The 18,148-nt window shown below is 72.7% G+C and carries 17 protein-coding genes; 4 read left to right on the top strand and 13 right to left on the bottom strand.

The genetic code is table 11. The annotated features are described in order from the left end of the window. From B0E54_RS26565 to B0E54_RS26525, 9 genes are all read right to left on the bottom strand, one after another. Positions 1-784: AAA family ATPase (locus B0E54_RS26565; protein WP_234588876.1), on the bottom strand; the 784-nt coding region annotated here is incomplete at its 3' end. 53 nt (positions 785-837) lie between these two features. Next, the gene (locus B0E54_RS26560) at positions 838-1,449 is read right to left on the bottom strand and encodes a TetR/AcrR family transcriptional regulator (protein ID WP_234588875.1); all 612 of its coding nucleotides are present in this window, start codon (positions 1,447-1,449) and stop codon (positions 838-840) included. A gap of 94 nt (positions 1,450-1,543) precedes the next feature. Then, positions 1,544-2,311: an SDR family oxidoreductase gene (locus B0E54_RS26555; RefSeq protein WP_234588874.1), complete on the bottom strand. Its 768-nt coding sequence runs from the start codon at positions 2,309-2,311 to the stop codon at positions 1,544-1,546. A gap of 131 nt (positions 2,312-2,442) precedes the next feature. Further along, positions 2,443-3,729, bottom strand: coding sequence for an ABC transporter substrate-binding protein (locus tag B0E54_RS26550; protein ID WP_234588873.1), 1,287 nt, complete (start codon positions 3,727-3,729; stop codon positions 2,443-2,445). Positions 3,730-3,812: 83 nt separating this feature from the next. After that, positions 3,813-4,928, bottom strand: a complete 1,116-nt coding sequence (locus B0E54_RS26545; protein ID WP_234588872.1) for a branched-chain amino acid ABC transporter permease — start codon at positions 4,926-4,928, stop codon at positions 3,813-3,815. Beyond that, positions 4,925-5,803 carry a branched-chain amino acid ABC transporter permease gene (locus B0E54_RS26540; protein ID WP_234588869.1) on the bottom strand — a complete coding sequence of 293 codons (879 nt, stop codon included), beginning with the start codon at positions 5,801-5,803 and terminating at the stop codon, positions 4,925-4,927. The genes B0E54_RS26545 and B0E54_RS26540 overlap by 4 nt, the downstream gene beginning before the upstream one ends. A 28-nt stretch (positions 5,804-5,831) precedes the next feature. Then, on the bottom strand, positions 5,832-6,554 hold the full coding sequence (locus B0E54_RS26535) for an ABC transporter ATP-binding protein (RefSeq protein WP_234588867.1): 723 nt from the start codon (positions 6,552-6,554) through the stop codon (positions 5,832-5,834). Then, the gene (locus tag B0E54_RS26530; RefSeq protein ID WP_234588865.1) at positions 6,551-7,333 is read right to left on the bottom strand and encodes an ABC transporter ATP-binding protein; all 783 of its coding nucleotides are present in this window, start codon (positions 7,331-7,333) and stop codon (positions 6,551-6,553) included. Before B0E54_RS26530 ends, B0E54_RS26535 begins: the two co-directional genes overlap by 4 nt. Positions 7,334-7,464: 131 nt before the next feature. Beyond that, complete coding sequence (locus tag B0E54_RS26525) at positions 7,465-8,361, bottom strand: alpha/beta hydrolase (RefSeq protein WP_234588863.1); 897 nt, start codon at positions 8,359-8,361, stop codon at positions 7,465-7,467. A 182-nt stretch (positions 8,362-8,543) separates the two neighbouring features. Here B0E54_RS26525 and B0E54_RS26520 point away from each other — a divergent pair, with 182 nt between their 5' ends. Continuing rightward, complete coding sequence (locus tag B0E54_RS26520) at positions 8,544-10,805, top strand: catalase (protein ID WP_234588861.1); 2,262 nt, start codon at positions 8,544-8,546, stop codon at positions 10,803-10,805. A gap of 270 nt (positions 10,806-11,075) precedes the next feature. Here the strand turns inward: B0E54_RS26520 and B0E54_RS26515 are convergent, their stop codons facing one another. Then, a complete protein-coding gene (locus tag B0E54_RS26515; RefSeq protein ID WP_234588859.1) occupies positions 11,076-11,945 on the bottom strand; it encodes an LLM class F420-dependent oxidoreductase in 870 nt (289 codons plus the stop codon). A 162-nt stretch (positions 11,946-12,107) separates the two neighbouring features. On the opposite strand from B0E54_RS26515, the gene B0E54_RS26510 reads away from it, so the two are divergent. The 3 genes from B0E54_RS26510 to B0E54_RS26500 are packed head-to-tail and all read left to right on the top strand — an operon-like array spanning position 12,108 to position 15,408. Beyond that, the gene (locus B0E54_RS26510; RefSeq protein WP_234588857.1) at positions 12,108-13,253 is read left to right on the top strand and encodes an acyltransferase family protein; all 1,146 of its coding nucleotides are present in this window, start codon (positions 12,108-12,110) and stop codon (positions 13,251-13,253) included. Next, positions 13,250-14,392 (top strand): alanine racemase, encoded by a 1,143-nt coding sequence (alr, locus tag B0E54_RS26505; RefSeq protein ID WP_234588855.1) that lies wholly within the window; start codon positions 13,250-13,252, stop codon positions 14,390-14,392. Before B0E54_RS26510 ends, alr begins: the two co-directional genes overlap by 4 nt. Further along, positions 14,389-15,408, top strand: coding sequence for a D-alanine--D-alanine ligase family protein (locus tag B0E54_RS26500; RefSeq protein ID WP_234588853.1), 1,020 nt, complete (start codon positions 14,389-14,391; stop codon positions 15,406-15,408). The genes alr and B0E54_RS26500 overlap by 4 nt, the downstream gene beginning before the upstream one ends. A gap of 16 nt (positions 15,409-15,424) precedes the next feature. On the opposite strand, the gene B0E54_RS26495 is transcribed toward B0E54_RS26500, so the two are convergent. The 3 genes from B0E54_RS26495 to B0E54_RS26485 are packed head-to-tail and all read right to left on the bottom strand — an operon-like array spanning position 15,425 to position 18,107. Further along, the gene (locus B0E54_RS26495; protein WP_234588851.1) at positions 15,425-15,907 is read right to left on the bottom strand and encodes a hypothetical protein; all 483 of its coding nucleotides are present in this window, start codon (positions 15,905-15,907) and stop codon (positions 15,425-15,427) included. A 38-nt stretch (positions 15,908-15,945) separates the two neighbouring features. After that, positions 15,946-17,415 carry a HAMP domain-containing sensor histidine kinase gene (locus B0E54_RS26490; RefSeq protein WP_234588849.1) on the bottom strand — a complete coding sequence of 490 codons (1,470 nt, stop codon included), beginning with the start codon at positions 17,413-17,415 and terminating at the stop codon, positions 15,946-15,948. Further along, positions 17,412-18,107 (bottom strand): response regulator transcription factor, encoded by a 696-nt coding sequence (locus B0E54_RS26485; RefSeq protein ID WP_234588846.1) that lies wholly within the window; start codon positions 18,105-18,107, stop codon positions 17,412-17,414. The genes B0E54_RS26490 and B0E54_RS26485 overlap by 4 nt, the downstream gene beginning before the upstream one ends. Positions 18,108-18,148: the final 41 nt, after the last annotated feature.

Genomic DNA, 18,148 nt, shown 5'->3' with positions numbered 1-18,148 from the left:
GGTCGAGCCGGGCCCGGTAGGCGCGGGCGAGTGCGCCGTCGGCCGGCGGCGCGGCCGGCAGGGGCTCCTCCCCGCGCCACTGCCCCGGACTCAGCGCCTCGGTGAGGTCCACGAGAGCCTGCGGGTTGCCACCGCCGACCGCGGCGAGCGTGGCCGCGACCGGCGCGGCGGGTCGCTCGGGTAGCCGGTCGGCCAGGACGGCGATGCTGTCCCGCTCGCCAAGCGGCGGCAGCCGGTGCGCCGCGATGCCGTCGACGGTGGCGGTGACGTCCGCGGTGAGCAGGACGGCCGCCGGCAGGTGCCGGAGCCGGCGGGCGACGAACGCCAGCACCTGCGCGGTCTGCGGGTCACCCCGGTCGACGTCGTCCATTGTGGCGAGCAGCGGGCGCTCCCGGGCGGCCGCGGCGAGCAGACCGAGGACGGCCACCGACAGGGCCAGCCGGCGCTCGGGCGGGCAGCCCTCGCCGTCCAACGCCCGGCGCAGCAGGTGCCGGCGCGGCTCGGGCAGGGCGGCGGCCCGGTCGAGCACCGGATCGAGCAGGCGTTGCAGGCCGGCGTACGGCAGCGTGGCCTCCTCGGGCAGCCCGGCCCCGGCGAGAACTGTGCAGTCCTTCGCGTACCGGTGGGCGTAGGAGAGCAGCGCCGTCCGGCCCGAGCCCGGCTCGCCGTGCAGCAGCAGAGCCCCGCCGCCGCCGGGCACGCCGTCGAGCAGAGCCCGGATGGCCCGGCACTGGTCGTCCCGGCCGCGCAACACGGTTATTTGCACTGAGTATGCAGTAACCATGCGTCCCAGTGTTACCCATCGGTCACCGGATGGAAAGAGGGGACGAGCCGGGATCAGTCGGTCGTGACCTCGGCCAGCAGCGCGCCCACCGTCCGGGACATCACCGCGCGGGCCTGGTCCACGCCGAGCCCGAGGCCGTAGCGCAGCATCGACCAGGCCGGCCACATGCTCGCCGCCACCAACGCGTTGAGCAGCTGCTCGCGCCCTCGCCCGGCCTGCGCCAGCTCGGCGGCGAAGAGGTGCTCGACCTCGTCGCGTACCCGGTCGATGTGCTTGAGGCGGTTGCGGTGCAGCTGGTCGGAGACCGGCTCGCGCATCTGCGCGGCCCGCGCCGACGGCGCGATGAGCTGGAGCAGCCGTGCCCGCTGCCGGCAGTACGCGTCGACCCGCTTGGCCAGCGGCAACGCGGGCGAGATCGGCCGGTAGGCGGCATCCTGCTGGCGCAGCACCTCGGCGCCGCTCGCCTCGAAGAGCGTCTCCATGTCCTTGAAGTTGGTCCAGAGTGTGCGCAGCGAGATGCCGGCCCGTTCGGCGATGCGCTCCCCGGTGGGCCGCAGGTCGCCCTCGGCGATGAGCGCCAGGTGCGCCTCGACGATGGCTGCCCGGGTGCGCTCGGCCCGGGCCGTCCGCCCGTCCACCCGCCCCGGGGCCTCGACCCTGTTCATCCGCCCCCGCCCCTTCACCGCCACGACGTCGCCCGGCTCTCCGCCGAGTCTAGACAGGCGATGATCAGGCACCGGCGAGCGTGCACGGACGGTGTCATCCGGCCCGGCCGGCCAGCGTGACGCCACCGTCGCAGACGATTGTCTGCCCGGTGATCCAGGCGGCGTCGGGGCCGGCCAGGAAGGCGACCGCGCCCGCCACGTCCGGGGCGACGCCGAGCCGGCCGAGGGGGTACCGCGCGGCGACCTCGTCCTCACGACCCTCGTAGAGCGCCGCGGCGAAGCGGGTCTTGACCACGCCCGGGGCGACGGCGTTGACCCGGATCGTCGGCCCCAGCTCGACGGCGAGACCTGCGGTGAGGTGGATGAGCGCCGCCTTGCTCACGCCGTAGAAGGCGATGCCCGGCGACGGCGCGAGGCCGGCGATCGAGGAGACGTTGACCACGCAGCCGCCCCGCTCGGTCATGCCTGCGGCGCAGACCTCCTGCACCCAGCCCAGCGCGGCGACGAGGTTGACGTCGAGGATCTTGCGGGCGGCGGCCAGGTCCAGCTCGACCAGCGGGCCGTGCACGGGGTTGATGCCGGTGTTGTTGACCAGCAGGTCCACCGGCCCGAAGGCCGCGCCGACCTGCCGCACCGCCTCGGCCCGGTGCTCGGGGTCGTCGGCCCGGCCGGGCACGGCCACGGCGTACGCGGGGCCGCCGAGGGCGACGACCGCGTCGGCGAGCGCCTCGGGGCGGCGGGCGGTCAGACCCACCCGGGCGCCCTCGGCGACGAGGCGTCGGGCGATGGCCAGGCCGATCCCGCGACTGGCGCCGGTGACGATGGCGACCCGACCGGCGAGTCGACCTGAAGTTGCATCCACAGTGCAGATAGTAGGAGGACTGATCGGTGTCGGTCAACGGCCGGCATCCGGCACGGCGCACCGGGTCCGGGCACGCTCGTACGACCCGGAGGCGGTGACCCCCGGGTCGTACGACAGCGATGGCGGGCCCGTCAGGAGACGGTGGGCACCCCGTTCGCGGGCGGCGCGACCGGCGCGGCGGTGTACTCGGTGACCGGACCGTCCCCCTCGTCGGTCTCGTACGTCGGCCCGAAGTAGCTCTGCACTCCCCCGCTCACCTTGCTCAACCGCTGTCCGCCGTAGCCGGAGTGGTCGTCGGCGGAGAAGCGCAGCGGCGCGAGCCCGGGGCCCGTGAAGCCGCCCTTCTGGACCGCGTCGAGCACCTTCTCGCGGGTGAGGTCCTTGCCGGCGGCGAGCAGCACCTGCACGAAGAGGTAGCCGACCGACATGCCGTAGACGGTGTTGCCGTCGAAGGGCGCGTCACCGTTGTGCTCCTTGTTGATCTTCGTGAAGAGCTGGATCCACGGGTTCGCGGTGTCGTTCTGCATCGGCAGGTAGTTGGTGCCGACCATGCCCTCCAGCAGCGGGGCGGCGGCGCCGAGCTGCTTGGCCAGGGTCGGGTGGTCAGCGCCGACGTTGGAGACCAGCCACTGCGGCTTGAAGCCCAGCCGTGCGGCGGTGCCGATGGACAGCGCGGTGAAGCCGGGCACGGTCGCCAGCATGACGACCTGACAGCCGGCCGCCTTGAACGCGCCGATCTGCGGTGCGACGTTGGTGTTGCTGGTGACGTACGTCTGCTTGACGGCCACCGCCCCCGCGCCGAGCACCTTCTCCACGCCGGCCAGGCTGTCGCGCCCGAAGTCGTCGTCCTGCCCGAGGAAGCAGACCTTGCGGCCGGCCAGGTTCGTCTTCGCGTAGTTGGCCAGAATCTTGCCCTCGATCGTGTAGTCCGGGTTGAAGCCGAACGTGCCGGGATACTTGTCGGGCTGGTCCCAGCTGCGGCTGCCGGAGGCGACGAAGAGATCGGGCACCCGGTTGCTCTTGAGGAAGTCGAGCACACCGGTGTGCGTCGGCGTGCCCAGGCCGTTGAGGACGGCGAAGACCTTGTCCTGCAAGACGAGCTGGCGTACCACCTGCTGGGTGTTCGCCGGGTTGTAGCCGTCGTCCATGATCTTGTAGGTGATCTTGCGGCCGTGCACGCCGCCGTTGGCGTTGACGTAGTCGAAGTACGCCTTCGTCGCCGGGGCGATCTTGGAGTAGCCGGCCGAGGCCGGCCCGGTGAGCGGCATGTGGGTGCCGACGACGATCTCGGTGTCGGTGACCCCCGGCACCGACCCCCCGCCGGAGGTGGGGCCGTCGTCGCCGCTACAGCCCGCGGCGGTGACGAGCAGGGCGATGGTGCTGGCGATCGCGAGACCGCGTCGCGCCGTACGGTGCATGGGAAACACCGACCTTTCTCGGTCCGGTTCGGTGGGAACGGTGTGGTGGTGAGGCGCCCGGCCGAGGCCGGGCCGGGGACAGCTCAGGAACGCCGCGCCGGCCAGCGGGCCAGCAGCCCTCGGCCGAGACGGGACAGCAGACCCTGCACACCGCCGGGCGCGGCGATCATCACGACGATCAGCGTGACGCCGAAGATCGCCAACGGGAGGTTGCCCTCCAGCCGCTGCGCCACCGCCGGCGAGAGGGTGAGCAGCTCGGTCACGGAATGGGTGAGATCGGGCAGGGCGACCAGCAGCACCGCCCCCCACAGCGCGCCGGCGAGGCGACCGAGGCCACCGATCACCACCGCCATCAGCAGGAAGAGCGACAGGGTCAGCGAGAACGCCCCGGGCGAGACGCTCTGCGCGAGCATCGCGAGCAGACCGCCGCCGAGCCCGGCGGTGGCGGCACTGACCACGAAGGCGAGAACCTGCGTGCGGGCCACGTGGATGCCCGCGAGCCGGGCCGCCACCTCGTCGTCGCGGACCGCCCGGAAGGTCCGCCCGTACCGGCTGCGGACCAGGTTCGCCACCAGCAGCAGGGCCAGCAGGGTGGCAGCGCCCGAGAGCCAGAGCTGCCACCGCTCATAGGGGAAGTACGCGCCGAGCGCCAGCGGCGGCGGCTCCACCGGCACCGACAGCCCCTGCTCGCCGTTGAAGACGCCGTCGAAGGTGACGGCCAACGCCGGCACCACGACGGCGACGGCGAGCGTCACCCCGGCGAGGTAGGGCCCCCGCAGCCGGGCTGCCGCCACACCGACCACCGCGCCTACCGCGACAGTGCCCAGCACGGCCGCGAGCAACGACAGCGCCAGCAGCCAGCCGCCGGTCAACCCCCGGTCGGCGAACGCGTTCTGGCACAGGGCCACCGTGTACGCGCCGGTCGCCATCAACGCCCCGTGCCCCAGCGACAGCTGACCGTTGAGCCCGGTGAGGACTGTCAACCCGGCGGTGGCGCAGAGATACGCCGCCACGGTGGCGAGCTGGAAGTTGCGGAACGGCTCGACGGCGTAGCTGACCGCCACCAGCACCAGCCCCACGACGAGCAGCACGGCGAGGTGCCGCAGCAGGGTGGAACCGCGACGCCCGCGGTCGAGGGGACGATCGCCGGTCTCGGCGGCCCGCTGCCTCGGCGGCAGGGCCGCCCGCGTGGCGCTCACACCCGCCTCGCCGCGACCGGGGCGAACAACCCGCCGGGCCGGACCAGCAGCACCGCCAGCAGCAGGACGAGCACGGCGAGGGGGGTGAGGTCGCTGCCGGCGTACCCGCTGACGTAGGAGAGCAGCAGACCCACCACCAGGCCACCGACCACCGCCCCCAGTGGACTGTCCAGCCCGCCGACCACCGCCGCGGTGAACGCCGAGACGAACACCAGGTCCATGGCGTGCGGGTGCAGGCCCAACTCGGTCGGGATGACAAGCATCGCGGCAAGCGCGCCCACCCCGGAGGCGAGCGCCCAGCCGAGCGTCAACATCCCGCCGACGTTGACCCCGAGCAGACGGGAGACCTCCGGCGCGAAGGCCGCCGCGCGCATCCGCAACCCGACAGCGGTACGCGCGAACATCCAGGCCAACGCGCAGACCACCACCCCGATCGTGGCGAAGACGAACAGGTCGTACGGCGACAGCACGGCGACCCCGCCGACGGTGAGGGCGGACCGGCTGAACGGGACGTCGGCGGGGCGGAACTCGTTGCCGTACACCATGCCCAGCACGGCCTGGAGCACCAGCACCAGCCCGAGCGCGACGATCACCGGGTTGAGCGGTGACGCGTGATCGACGTGCCGCATCACGACCCGGTCCACCAGCGCGCCGAGCAGCAGGCCCGCGACGATCGCGACCAGGAAGCCGAGCCAGTAGGAGCCGGTCGCGGCGGACACCGAGTACGCGACGTACGCGGCGGCGACGGCCATCGCCCCCTGGGCGAAGTTGACGACCCGCGCCGCCCGCCAGATGAGCACCAGCGCCAGCGCGAACGCGGCGTACACCGCGCCCCGCGACAGACCGTCGACGGTGAGGAAGACGAAGCGGTCCAACAGTCCTCCCTCCAGGGGACGAGGTGGGTCAGAAACCGAGGTACGCGTGGCGCAGGTCGTCGTCGTCCCGCAGCGTCGCCGCCGGGGCGGCGATCACCACCTGGCCCAGTGACATCACGACGCCCTGGTCGGCCACGGCCAACGCGCTGCGCACGTTCTGCTCGACGAGCAGCACGGTCAGGCCCGTGCGGTCGCGCAGGTGGCGCAGCAGCGCCATGGTCCGGGCGACCACCCGGGGCGCCAGGCCGAGCGACGGCTCGTCGAGCAGCAGCAGGCGCGGCCGGCCGACCAGCGCCCGGCCCAGCGCGAGCATCTGCCGCTCACCACCGGAGAGCTGGTGGCCGAGGTGCCGGCGCCGCCGGGCGAGTGGCTCGAAGAGCTGGTAGACCTCGTCGAGGGCACGGCCGGCGTCCGCCCGGTCCCGCCGCCACAGCCCGCCGAGCCGCAGGTTCTCGTCGACAGTCAACTCGCTGATCACGCCCCGCCCCTCCGGCACGTGCGCCATGCCGCGCCGGACGAGCTGCTCCACAGGCGTACCCCCCAGGTCCTCCCCCGCGAGGACGACCTGGCCGGCGGACGGGCGGATCATGCCGGAGAGCGCGCGCAGCAGCGTCGTCTTGCCGGCCCCGTTGGCGCCGACGACGGCGGCGATCGTGCCGGCGGGCACGGTGAGGTCGACGGCCCGCAGCACCGGCGCGGCACCGTAACCGGCCACCAGCCCCCGCACCACGAGCAGATCGGCCGCGCTCACGGGACCTCCTCGACGAGGGCGCCGAGGTAGGCGTCGGCGACAGTCGTGTCGTCGCGGATCTCGTCCGGCGTGCCGGCGGCGATCACCCGGCCGAAGTCGAGCACCACGAGCTCGTCGCAGACGGCCATCACCAGGTCCATGTGGTGCTCGACGAGCAGCACCGCGCACGGGTCGGCGTCGCGCCGGGGAAGCTGCCGCACCAGCTCCGCGAGCTCGGCGATGTCGTCGGCGCCGAGGCCGCCGGCGGGTTCGTCGAGCAGCAGCAGCCGGGGCCGCGCGGCGAGCGCGCGGGCCAGGGCGACCCGCTGGCGTACGGCGAAGGGCAGCGTGCCCGGCGCGGCGTCGGCGTGCCGGACGATCCCCAGGTCGTCGAGGACGTCCAGGGCGTGCTGGCGCAGCCGGCGCTCGTCGCGGTCGCTGCGGGGCAGCCCGAACAGCGCCGACGCGAAGCCGGCGCGGGCGGTGTGCGACGCGCCGGTCATCACGTTCTCCAGGACGCTGAGGCCGGCGAAGAGCCCGGTCCCCTGCAGGGTCCGGGCGATGCCGAGTCTGGTCAGGCGGTGCGGCCGTGGTCGCAGCGGACGACCGTCCAGGGTGAGCGAGCCCGCCTCGGGCGTCACGAAGCCGCAGATCACGTTGAACAACGTGGTCTTGCCGGCGCCGTTGGGCCCGATCACGCCCACCACCCGGTTGGGTGGCACCCGCAGCGAGACGTCGTCGAGGGCGGTGAGGCCGCCGAAACGGACGCCGATGCCGTGCAGTTCGAGCCCGCGATCCATCACCCATCCCTCTGCCGTGGCGGGTGTTATTTACACTCGCAGTGTACGTTTCTCGGTTGCGGCGTCAAGACCTTCAATGCGCCGACGCGACCGGGGCGGCCGCCACCGGCGACCGCCCCGAACCGACCCGCTCAGTAGCTGGGGCAGGTGTTGCGGTACTCCTCGATCGCCGACCCGCTCGGGCCCGGGCAGAGGAACTGCTCGTAGCGGGTGTCGTCGTCGACGAACCGCTTCAACCAGGCCACCATCTGCCGGGCCGTCGGCGTGTTGACCGTCTGCGGGAAGAAGTGGCTCGCGCCGTTCAACTCCAGGTACGCCTTCTCGGCCGAGGCCGGGATGCTGGTGTAGAACGGCACCGAGTGCGACGCGACAGGCGCGACAGTGTCGCTCTCGCCTCCGATGATCAGCGTGGGCACCCGCAGCTCGGACCAGCTCTTGTCCAGGTTCCACGGCGCCAGCGGCACGGCGGCCTGGAGCGACGGCCGAGCCGACGCGGCCTCCAGAGTCCCGCCGCCACCCATCGAGTGGCCGGCGACCGCGAGGCGGCTGCTGTCGATCCGGCTCCGCACCGAGCTGCGCTCGGTGAGGTAGTCGAGCGCGGCGAGCAGCTGCCGGCCGCGGCTGTCCGGCTGGTCGAGCCGGGTGTTGGTCTCGATCCCGATCACCACGAAGCCGTGCGAGGCGATGCGCGGTCCGAGCCAGCTGATGCTGGACCAGGCGGCCGTGTAGCCGGGCGAGATGGCGATGGCGCCGAACGTGCCCTCGCTGGTGCTGGTCGGGTAGTAGATGACCCCGCCGCCGAAGCCGGTGACGCTCAGCGAGGACACGCTCTGCGAGGCGGTGGCGAAGGGTCCGCGGCTGGCCTCCAGGATCGCGGCGGTCGGGGCGGGGCCCCGCTCGTACGGGCTCGCCGCCTGCGCGGGGGCGGGACCGGCGAGGACGCCGGCGGCGAGCAGAGTGGCGGCCAGCGCGAGCCGGACGGCCCGAGCGGGCGCGGAACGGGGACGGGTGGTGGTTGGTGACGACACGTCGGGCACTCCCTAGAGTCGAGCGATATCGACGTTCGTCAGTCTTCGCCGCTTCGCTCGACCCCCGCATCGGTGAAATCACCAGTCCCACCCGCAGATCGGATCTACCGCGCGTTTCGACCCTCCGACCAGGGGTAGGGGTGCAGGGGCCTGCCCAAACGCTCCATGGAGAGGTTCACCCAGTGGATTCCAGCAAGCCCGCCGAGGCGGTCAAGAACGTCGTGAAGACCGCCTCCGAGAAGATCGCCGACGCTCTGACGCCCGAGGTGCCCGGCGCCCCGGGCAGCGCACCCCCACCGGTCGAGGAACCGACCACGCCCCACGACCCGCTGCCGCCGAAGCCGGAGCAGGGCCAACCGCAGACCCGTACGCCGACCGGCGCCGAGACCGGCGTGCCGCCGACCGCGAAGGGCCAGCAGGGCGCGTACCTCACCACGGCCAACGGGGCCCGACTGCGCGACACCGACCACTCGCTCAAGGCCGGGCCCCGGGGGCCGGTGCTGCTCCAGGACCACCACCTGCGCGAGAAGATCACGCACTTCGACCACGAGCGCATTCCGGAGCGTGTGGTGCACGCCCGGGGCGCCGGCGCGCACGGGGTGTTCACGGCCTACGGCACCGCCGAGGCGGTCACCCGGGCCGGCTTCCTCAAGAAGGGGCGCGAGACGGACGTCTTCGTCCGGTTCTCCACCGTGCTCGGATCGCGCGGCTCGGCCGACACCGTCCGGGACACCCGTGGCTTCGCGACGAAGTTCTACACCGACGAGGGCACCTTCGACCTGGTCGGCAACAACATGCCGGTCTTCTTCATTCAGGACGCCATCAAGTTCCCCGACATCATCCACGCCGCGAAGCCGCACCCCGACCGGGAGATCCCGCAGGCGCAGAGCGCGCACGACACCTTCTGGGACTTCGTCTCGCTGCACACCGAGGCGCAGCACCACGCCATGTGGAACATGTCCGACCGGGGCATCCCGCGCTCGTACCGGACGATGGAGGGCTTCGGTGTGCACACCTTCCGCCTCGTCAACGAGGCCGGGGAGACGGTGCTGGCGAAGTTCCACTGGAAGCCGAAGCTCGGCGTGCACTCCCTGACCTGGGAGGAGGCGCAGATGCTCGGCGGCATCGACCCCGACTTCCACCGTCGGGACCTCTACGACGCGATCGAGGCCGGCGCGTTCCCCGAGTGGGAACTCGGCATCCAGGTCTTCCCCGACACCCCCGAGGAGACCTTCGCCGGGATCGACCTGCTGGACGCCACCAAGATCGTCCCGGAGGAACTGGCCGAGGTGCAGCCGATCGGCAGGCTCGTCCTCAACCGGACGCCGACGAACTTCTTCGCCGAGACCGAGCAGGTCGCCTTCCACCTCGGCCACCTGCCGCCGGGCATCGACGTCACGAACGACCCGCTGTTGCAGGGCCGGCTCTTCTCGTACGTCGACACGCAGCTCACCCGCCTCGGCGGGCCGAACTTCGCGCAGATCCCGATCAACCGCCCGCACGCCGCCGTCAACGACATGCTGCGCGACGGCTTCCACCAGCACGCCGTACACGCCGGAGTGGCGCCGTACCGGCCGAACTCGCTCGACGGTGGCAACCCCTTCCCGGCCGGCGACGCCCAGAACGCGTTCCTCGACGTGCCGGTGACAGTGGCGCAGGCGCCCAAGGTGCGCGCCAACCCGGCATCGTTCGACGACCACTACAGCCAGGTGCGCCTGTTCTGGCTGAGCATGTCGCCGGTCGAGAAGGAGCACATCATCCGGGCGTACACCTTCGAGCTGGGCAAGTGCTACCACCAGGCGATCAAGGAGCGCCAGCTCCAGTGCCTCGCCAACATCGACCCGGTGCTGTGCGAGCAGGTCGCCACCGGCCTGGGGCTTCCCGCCCCGCAGCCGACGGTGCCGCTGGCCGACGTCGCGCCGAGCCCGGCCCTGTCGCAGGTCGGCAAGGCATGGCCCGCCGACGGTCGCATGGTCGGGATCGTCGTGGACCCCGACGGTGACCTGGACGACGTCCACGAGGTCCGCCGGGCCGTGTTCGAGGCCGGCATGGTGCCGCTGCTGATCGCCCCGCACGGGGGGATGGTGGGCGACATGCCCGTCCAGCGGACCTTCGCCACCGGCCGGTCGGTCGAGCTGGACGCGCTCCTGCTGGCCGGGGCGCCGGTGCCCGCGCCGGACGCGCTGCCCGCCCGCGACGCCAAGGCCGGCCGGCCGGACGCGTCGACAGTCGATCCCCGCGTGCTGCTCCTGGTCGAGGAGTGCTGGCGGCACGGCAAGGCGATCGGCGCCTGGGGCGCCGGCGTCACAGTGCTGGAGCAGGCCGGGGTGGCCGGCACCCCGGGCATCGTGTCCGCCGGCTCGGGCGCCGAGGCGCTGACCGGAGTGCAGCAGTTGATGGCCGCGCACCGGGTGTGGGAGAGGTTCCCCGCCTCGGTCCGCTGACCGGTCACCGACGAGGGCCGTCCCCCGCTCCGGCGGGAGGGCGGCCCTCGTCGTCGCGGGCGAGCAGCCGGCTCCTCAGTCAGCAATTCGCCCTGGTCGGGCGACTGCGGATCGGTGGCAGCCGGCGAGGCTGCCCGACCCGCCGGAAAAACAATTTCCGACGGGCCGAGCAGCCTTTCATGTGAACCTTGTCATTGCGATTCGGCGGGTGCCGCACCAGCAATCCACCGCGAATTGGCCTTGCGTTCACAATGCTCGGCCACGCCCGCGTCAGCCGATGTCGGCCAGCTGCGGCAGCACCTCGTCGCCGAGCCGCCGGGCGAACTCCACGGGGTGCCGGTCCGGCGTGACCTGCACCTCGCTGACGCCGAGCGCGGCGTAGTCGGACACCTCGGCGAGGAACGCGTCGAGATCCTCCAGCGGCGGCTTGCTGGCCAGCACGGTCTTCTCGATGCTGTCGTAGTCGCGGCCCTCGGCGGCGCAGTGCCCGCGCAGCACGTCCAGCTTGTGCGCGATCCCCTCGGCGCCCGTGCCGAACAGGTTGCAGGCGTCGGCGTACCGGGCCACCAGCAGCAGCGTCTTCTTCTCGCCACTGCCGCCGATCATGATCGGTGGGTGCGGACGGCGCAACGGCTGGGGCGAGTTGATCGTCTCCGTGAGCTGGTAGTGCCGCCCGTCGAACGGCCCGTTGTCGTCGCTCCACATCTGCCGGCAGATCCGCAGCGTCTCCTCCAGCCGCTCGAACCGCTCGGCGACCGGCACCACGGGCACACCGAGCCCGCGCTGCTCCCGCTCGTACCAGGACGCTCCGATGCCGAGCCGGGCCCGGCCGCCGGAGAGCACGTCGAGGGTCGTCACGGTCTTGGCCAGCAGCCCCGGATAGCGGTACATCACACCGGTGACCAGCACACCGAGCGTCATCCGGCGGGTCTGCGCCGCGACGTAGCCCAGCGTCGTGTACGCCTCCAGCATCGGCTCCTCGGCCGGGGCCAGCGCCTCCATCTGGAAGAAGTGGTCCATGACCGTGAACGAGGCCACGCCGGCCTGTTCGGCGACGGTCGCCGCCTCGGTGAGGGTCGGCGCGATGGCGGCCGGATCGGCCGGAGTCGAGAAATTCCAGTAGTGCAGCCCGAGCTTCATGTTCGGCACCTCCGCGATCGAGCCTAGTAGCGCTCCCCCCGGTTCCCAACGCGTCGCCGGCTCGATGGTCGTGGTTCCCGCACGACGATCCGGCCGAGTCCATTACCGGTTCATGACAATTCGTGGATCGGGCGCGGATATCCGGCTGGCACCTTCTGCTGAGTGATCCAAGAGCTGTCTTTCACCGAATCGCGGCCCGAGGGGTACGACGCCGACACGCGCGTCCGGTTCCGCCACCGACGGCGGCCCGAGGCCGGCGCCGCCTCGGGCCGGTCACCGCGAGTGCAGTGGGCCGACACCGCGAAGGGCGTGTGCATCATCCTCGTCGTCGCGTGGCACGTCGTCGTCAAGGACTACCTCCAGATCGACTGGCACGTCGGCCTGCCGGTGCCCGGCCTGTGGGGCACGCTCGGCGAGCAGTTCCTGCCGCTGCGGATGCCGCTCTTCTTCACCATCTCCGGCGTCTTCGCGGCCAACGCCGTGCAGCGGCCCTGGCGCACCGTCGGCCGCAGCCGCATCGCCGGGTTCCTCTACCTGTACGCGGTGTGGCTGCTGATCCACACGGCGGTCCTCGCCCTGGCACCGGACTTCCCGACCGACCGGGCCACGTCCGTCCTCGGCCTGTTGGCGCAGCTCACCCTCACGCCCTCCAACCTCTGGTACCTGTACGCCCTGGCGCTCTACTTCACGCTCGCCAAGGCGACCCGCCGGCTGCCCCGGTTGCTGGTGGGCGTACCCGCGGCGGTGTTGTCCGCCGTCGCGGCCGCCGGCCTGCTGGCCACCCCGGGCAACCGCGCGGGTCTCTATCAGAACCTGGTCTTCTTCCTCGCCGGCCTGTACCTGCGGCCGTGGATCGAGCGGTGGGCGGCCACGGCCACCCGGCGGCGACTCGTGCTGACGTCCGGGGCGTACGCCGTCGCGCTCGTCGCGATGGCGGCGGCCGGCGCCCAGCGGTGGTTCGGCGTGTGGCCGGTGGTCTCCGTCGTGGCGGTGGCGTTCGGCGTCACCGCCGCCGCCCGGCTGGCGCGGCGGCCCGCCCTCAGCGACCGGCTGGCCGCGCTCGGACGCATCACGCTGCCCATCTACGTCATCCACATGCCGCTCCTCGCGCTGCTGCACCGGCTGCTGTCCGCCCCGGTCTCGGGGCTGGACCCGGTCGCCCAGAGCCTGCTCGTGCTCGGCTACCCGATCCTGCTGACCGCGCTCGTGATCGGCCTGAGCCTGGCCGTGCACCGCGGCGTGCTGCGGCTGCACGGCCACTGGCTGTTCGCGCTCCCCGGCACGCGTCGCCCGGCGGTGGCCGGATGAGCGCGCTGGCCGAGGCGGTGATCGACCTCGGGGCGATCGCCGACAACGTGCGCACGGTCGCCGCGGTCACCGACACCGAGCTGATGGCCGTGGTGAAGGCGGACGGGTTCGGCCACGGGGCGGTGCCGGTCGCCCGGGCCGCGCTGCGCGCCGGCGCCACCTGGCTGGGGGTGACCTCGGCGTCCGAGGCGCTGGCCCTGCGGGACGCGGGCATCACCGCGCCCACCTTGAGCTGGCTGCACCGACCGGACGACGACTTCGACACGTTGATCGACGCGGGTGTCGACGTCGGCGTCTCGACGATCACCCACCTGCACGCCGTGGCCGACGCGGCAGTGCGCCTCGGCGTGCCCGCGACGGTGCAGCTCAAGGCCGACACCGGCCTGACCCGCAACGGCGCCGGCCGCGACGACTGGCCCGACCTGGTCACCTGGGCCCGCAAGTACGAGGTGGAGGGCACCGTCCGGGTGCGCGGCGTGTGGTCGCACCTGGCCGACGCGGACGTGCCCGGCACCCCCGGGCTGGAACGCCAGGTACGGACGTTCACCGAGGCGCTGCACATCGCCCGCGGCGCCGGCCTCGATCCCGACCTCGTGCACCTGGCCAACTCGGCGGCGGCGCTGTCGGCGCCCCGGACCCGCTTCGACCTCTGCCGGATCGGGCTGGCCCTCTACGGCGTCGACCCGTTCGGCGCGCTCGGCCCCGGCGCGTTCGGGCTGCGGGCGGCCCTGACGCTGCGGACGACGGTGGTCAACGTGAAGCGGGTGGCCGCCGGCACGGGTGTCTCGTACGGGCCGGAGCACGTGACCTCCGCGCCGACGACGCTGGCGCTGCTGCCGCTCGGCTACGCCGACGGGCTGCCCCGGGCCACCGAGGGCCGCGCCGAGGTGTGGCTCGGCGGCCGGCGCTGCCCGATCGTCGGGCGCATCGCCATGGACCAGTGCGTGGTCGACGCCGGTGACCTGCCGGTGGCCATCGGCGATCCGGTCGTCGTGCTCGGCCCCGCCGGCGACGACGCCACCCCGCCGACCGCCACCGAGTGGGCGCGTTGGGCCGGCACCAACCCAAACGAGATCTTGACCGGCATCGGGGCCCGAGTGGGCCGCGACCATCTCCACGAAAGGGCGGACGTCGCATGACAACGCGACTGGCAGTGCTGTACGGCGGACAGAGCGGCGAGCACGAGGTGTCGCGGCGCTCGGGAGAGAGCATCCTGGCCGGGCTGGACCACGAGCGGTACCAGGTCACCGAGGTGCTCATCGACACCGACGGCGGGTGGCACGTCGACGGCCGTCCCACTCCCCTGCCGCAGGCGCTCCGGGTGCTGCGCGCCCAGGAGGTGGTGTTCCCGGCCCTGCACGGTCCGTACGGCGAGGACGGCACCGTCGCGTCGCTGCTGGAATGGCTCGGCGTGCCGTACGTCGGCAACGGTGTCTTCGCCAGCGCGGCGGGCATGGACAAGGGCGTCACGAAGCGGCTCCTCGCCGCGGACGGCCTGCGGGTGAGCCCGGGTGTGACCCTGCGACCCGGGGAGCACCTGTCGCCGGCCGAGCGGCAGCGACTGGACCTGCCGGTCTTCGTCAAGCCGGCGCGGGCCGGCTCCAGCCTGGGCGTGGTCCGGGTGACGGACTGGGCGGCGCTGCCCGCGGCGGTCGAGCAGGCCCGCGAGGTCGATCCGAAGGTGCTCGTCGAGCAGGGGGCACGCGGACGGGAGATCGACGTCGCCGTCCTGCAGTACCCCGACGGCCGGGTGCAGGCCGGGCCGCCCCTGGAGATCCGGGTGAACGGCGCGGGCTTCTTCGACTACGACGCGAAGTACGACGGCGGGGCCGTCTTTGAGATCCCCGCCCCGCTCGATCCGGCCACCACCGAGGTGCTCCAGGACCGGGCGATCCGCGCCTTCCACGCCCTCGACTGCCGAGGCCTGCTGCGGGTCGACTTCTTCCTCTCCGGCGAGGGCGCGGAGCCCATCGTGAACGAGGTCAACACCTTCCCGGGATTCACCGCCGCGTCGCAGTTCCCGCAGATCTGGCAGCGGGCCGGGATCGAGTTTCCCGCCCTGCTCGACATCCTGATCTCCGGCGCGTTCGTCGACAGTCCTCGGGTCGCCTCGTTCGGGCTGCCCCGGCCGGCACGGGCCGTCGATCTGGTGTGAGCGGCGTTCGCCCCGGTCACTCGAGCCAGCAGGGCCACGCTGGCCGGGTGCCGTCCGGCCCGACGAGGGTGACCGGGGTGGCACCGTTTCCCGACATGGAGAACACCACGGTGCAGATGATCTGGTTGGCCGCGACTGTCGACAGCGGCAGCACGGCACCCGACATCGTCACCGTGATGCCGGGCTCGTCGACGCTCGGCGCCACCTTGGCCGGCGCGGCGTCGGATGGCACCTCGCTGCTGAGCCCCGCCTCCCGCTCGGTCGGGGTGGGACCGGCCGCGAGCAGCGCGAGCGCGTCGGCCGGCGACGAGGGACCGGGGCCGGGTTTCGTCGCGCGCAGGACAAGCGCCAGCTCGCCGTGCGAGATGAGGTAGAGACCCGCGCCCGCGGACGGCCCGCTCACCGCGGCGCGGCCGGTGATGACGTCGCTGGGCCGGACTCCGCAGCCGGCCGTGAGCAGGGTGAGCAGAAGCCCGACCGCGAGCAGCGTCCGCGTCACGCGTCGGCGCGGCGCCGTACGTGTCCGGCACGCGCCGATCACCGTACGCCTCCGGCGTCCACGGTCTCCGACGCCACCCGGGGCAGGCGCAGCGTGAACACCGCTCCGCAGTCGGGGGTGTTGCCCGCCACCAGACTTCCCGGCTGACCGGCGTGCCGGTGCAGTCGCGCGTTCTCCCACGCGATGGCGAGGCCCAGGCCGCTGCCCTCGGAGCGGGTCCGCGCGGTGTCGGCCTTGTAGAAGCGGTCGAAGACGTGCGGCAGCACCTCCGGGTCCAGCCCCGGCCCGTGGTCGGCGACCTCGATGGTGATCCAGTCCGGTTCGGCGCGCAGGCGTACGGACACCGGCTCGTGGCCGTGCCGGAAGGCGTTGCCGACCAGGTTGGCGACGATGACGTCCAGCCGGCGGGGATCGAGCCGGGCGATGACACCGGACGGCAGATCCGTCTCCACCCGATCGGCCCACCGGCGCAGCCGCAGGGTCGCGTTGACCGCCGCCGCGACGTCGACGTCGTCGAGGGCGAGCCGGGCGGTGCCGGAGTCGAACCTGCTGACCTCGATGAGGTCGTTGACCAGCTGGGTGAGGTTCTGGGTCTCCTGACTGACGAGCCGGGCGGCCTGGCCGGCGTCCCCCGGCAGCCGGTCCGCCTCCTCGTCGAGCACGTCGGTGACCGCCGTCATCGCGGCCAGGGGCGTACGGAGTTCGTGCGACACGTCGGCCACGAAGCGCCGCGCGTCGGCCTCCATCCGCCGCAGTTCCCCGACCTGACGCTCCAGGGTTCCGGCGGTGTCGTTGAAGGTGCGGGCCACGTCGGCCAGTTCGTCGACACCCCGAACGGTCAACCGGGTGGACAGGTCGCCCTCGCCGAGCCGGCGTGCCGCGCGGCCCAGCTCCCGTACCGGCCGCAACACGCCCCGCGCGGCCAGCAGGGCCAGCAGGACGGCGAGGATCAGGGAGAGACCGCCGGTCACCCACGCCAGCATGGCGAGCCGGTCGATGCTCTGCTGTTCGGAGTCGAGGCTGCGCACCGAGTAGACCTCCACGCCCGACGGCACGGACGTTCCGTCGGACCTGTCGAACCTGAGCTGCGTGCCGATGAGCAGCAGGTGCTTGCCGTGGCGATCGACGCGCTGCCAGGCGATGCGACCGCCCGCCACCTCCTGCCGCAGCTCCGGGGTGAGCACGTCGGACTCGTTGACGACGCTCTGCGCCCACAGATCCCCGTAGCGGACCACGGCGTCCCCCTCCCGGTCGGAGAGGCGCTGGGCCAGCATGTCGAGTTCCTCCTGGTTCGGCGGCAGACTGACGATCGGGTACACCTTCGACAGCTCGTCGGTCAGCGACGCCACAGCCGCGTCCTGCGCCTGCTGGAGGATTACCGTCCGGGCCTGGAAGTAGCTTCCGCTGGCCACCACCGCCGTGGTGGTCACGCCCAGCAGGGCGAAGGCCAGGAGCAGGCGGACGCGCAGGCCCAGTGCCATGGCCCAGGCCCAGTGCCAGGGGGTCACAGCGGCCCGAACCGGTATCCGAAACCACGTACCGTCTGGATGTAGACCGGCGCCGACGGCTCGTCCTCGATCTTGGCGCGCAGCCGCTGGACGCAGGCGTCCACCAGCCGCGAGTCGCCGAGGTACCCGTGCTCCCACACGGCCTCCAGCAGTTGCTGGCGGCTGAGCACCTGGCCTGGCGTGTGCGAGAGTTCGAGCAGCAGCCGCAGCTCCGTCGGGGCCAGGCTGACCGGCGCCCCGTCCTTGCTGACCACCAGCGCGGCCCGGTCGATGGTCAGGGCGCCGTGCTGGTGCAGCCCGGGCCGCTCGGGGCCGGGGCGCCGCGAGTCGCCGCCGGTGCGTCGCAGCACCGCCCGGATGCGCGCTTCGAGCACCCGGGCCTGCACCGGCTTGACCACGTAGTCGTCGGCGCCCGCCTCCAGGCCGGCAACCACGTCCATGTCGTCGTTGCGGGCGGTGAGCATGATGATGGGCAGGTCGCCCTGCTGCCGGATCCGGCGGCAAACCTCGAACCCGTCCATACCGGGCAGCATGAGATCGAGGACCACCACGTCGGACGCCGCCGTCTGCAGTCGTTCCAAGCCTTGTTCGCCGGTCGCCACGGCGACGACCGAGTGGCCCTGCCGGGTGAGCGCCAACTGCAGTCCGTCGCGGACCGTCTGGTGATCTTCGATCAGCAGGACCTGTGGCATGCCGTCCAGTATCCCATCATGAGAATTGTTCGCCTTTGGTC

Origin of the sequence: Micromonospora sp. MH99, from assembly GCF_021442385.1 — a bacterium.
Taxonomy (GTDB): Bacteria; Actinomycetota; Actinomycetes; order Mycobacteriales; family Micromonosporaceae; genus Micromonospora.
Note: the sequence above shows the minus strand (reverse complement) of the source record. Positions and strands in the feature narration are given on the sequence as shown.

Coding starts and splice junctions, on each gene's coding strand:
- B0E54_RS26530 (WP_234588865.1), bottom strand. CDS start 7,333: ATGGATCGCGGGCTCGAACTGCACGGCATCGGCGTCCGTTTCGGCGGC.
- B0E54_RS26485 (WP_234588846.1), bottom strand. CDS start 18,107: ATGCCACAGGTCCTGCTGATCGAAGATCACCAGACGGTCCGCGACGGA.
- B0E54_RS26560 (WP_234588875.1), bottom strand. CDS start 1,449: ATGAACAGGGTCGAGGCCCCGGGGCGGGTGGACGGGCGGACGGCCCGG.
- alr (WP_234588855.1), top strand. CDS start 13,250: ATGAGCGCGCTGGCCGAGGCGGTGATCGACCTCGGGGCGATCGCCGAC.
- B0E54_RS26500 (WP_234588853.1), top strand. CDS start 14,389: ATGACAACGCGACTGGCAGTGCTGTACGGCGGACAGAGCGGCGAGCAC.
- B0E54_RS26550 (WP_234588873.1), bottom strand. CDS start 3,729: ATGCACCGTACGGCGCGACGCGGTCTCGCGATCGCCAGCACCATCGCC.
- B0E54_RS26515 (WP_234588859.1), bottom strand. CDS start 11,945: ATGAAGCTCGGGCTGCACTACTGGAATTTCTCGACTCCGGCCGATCCG.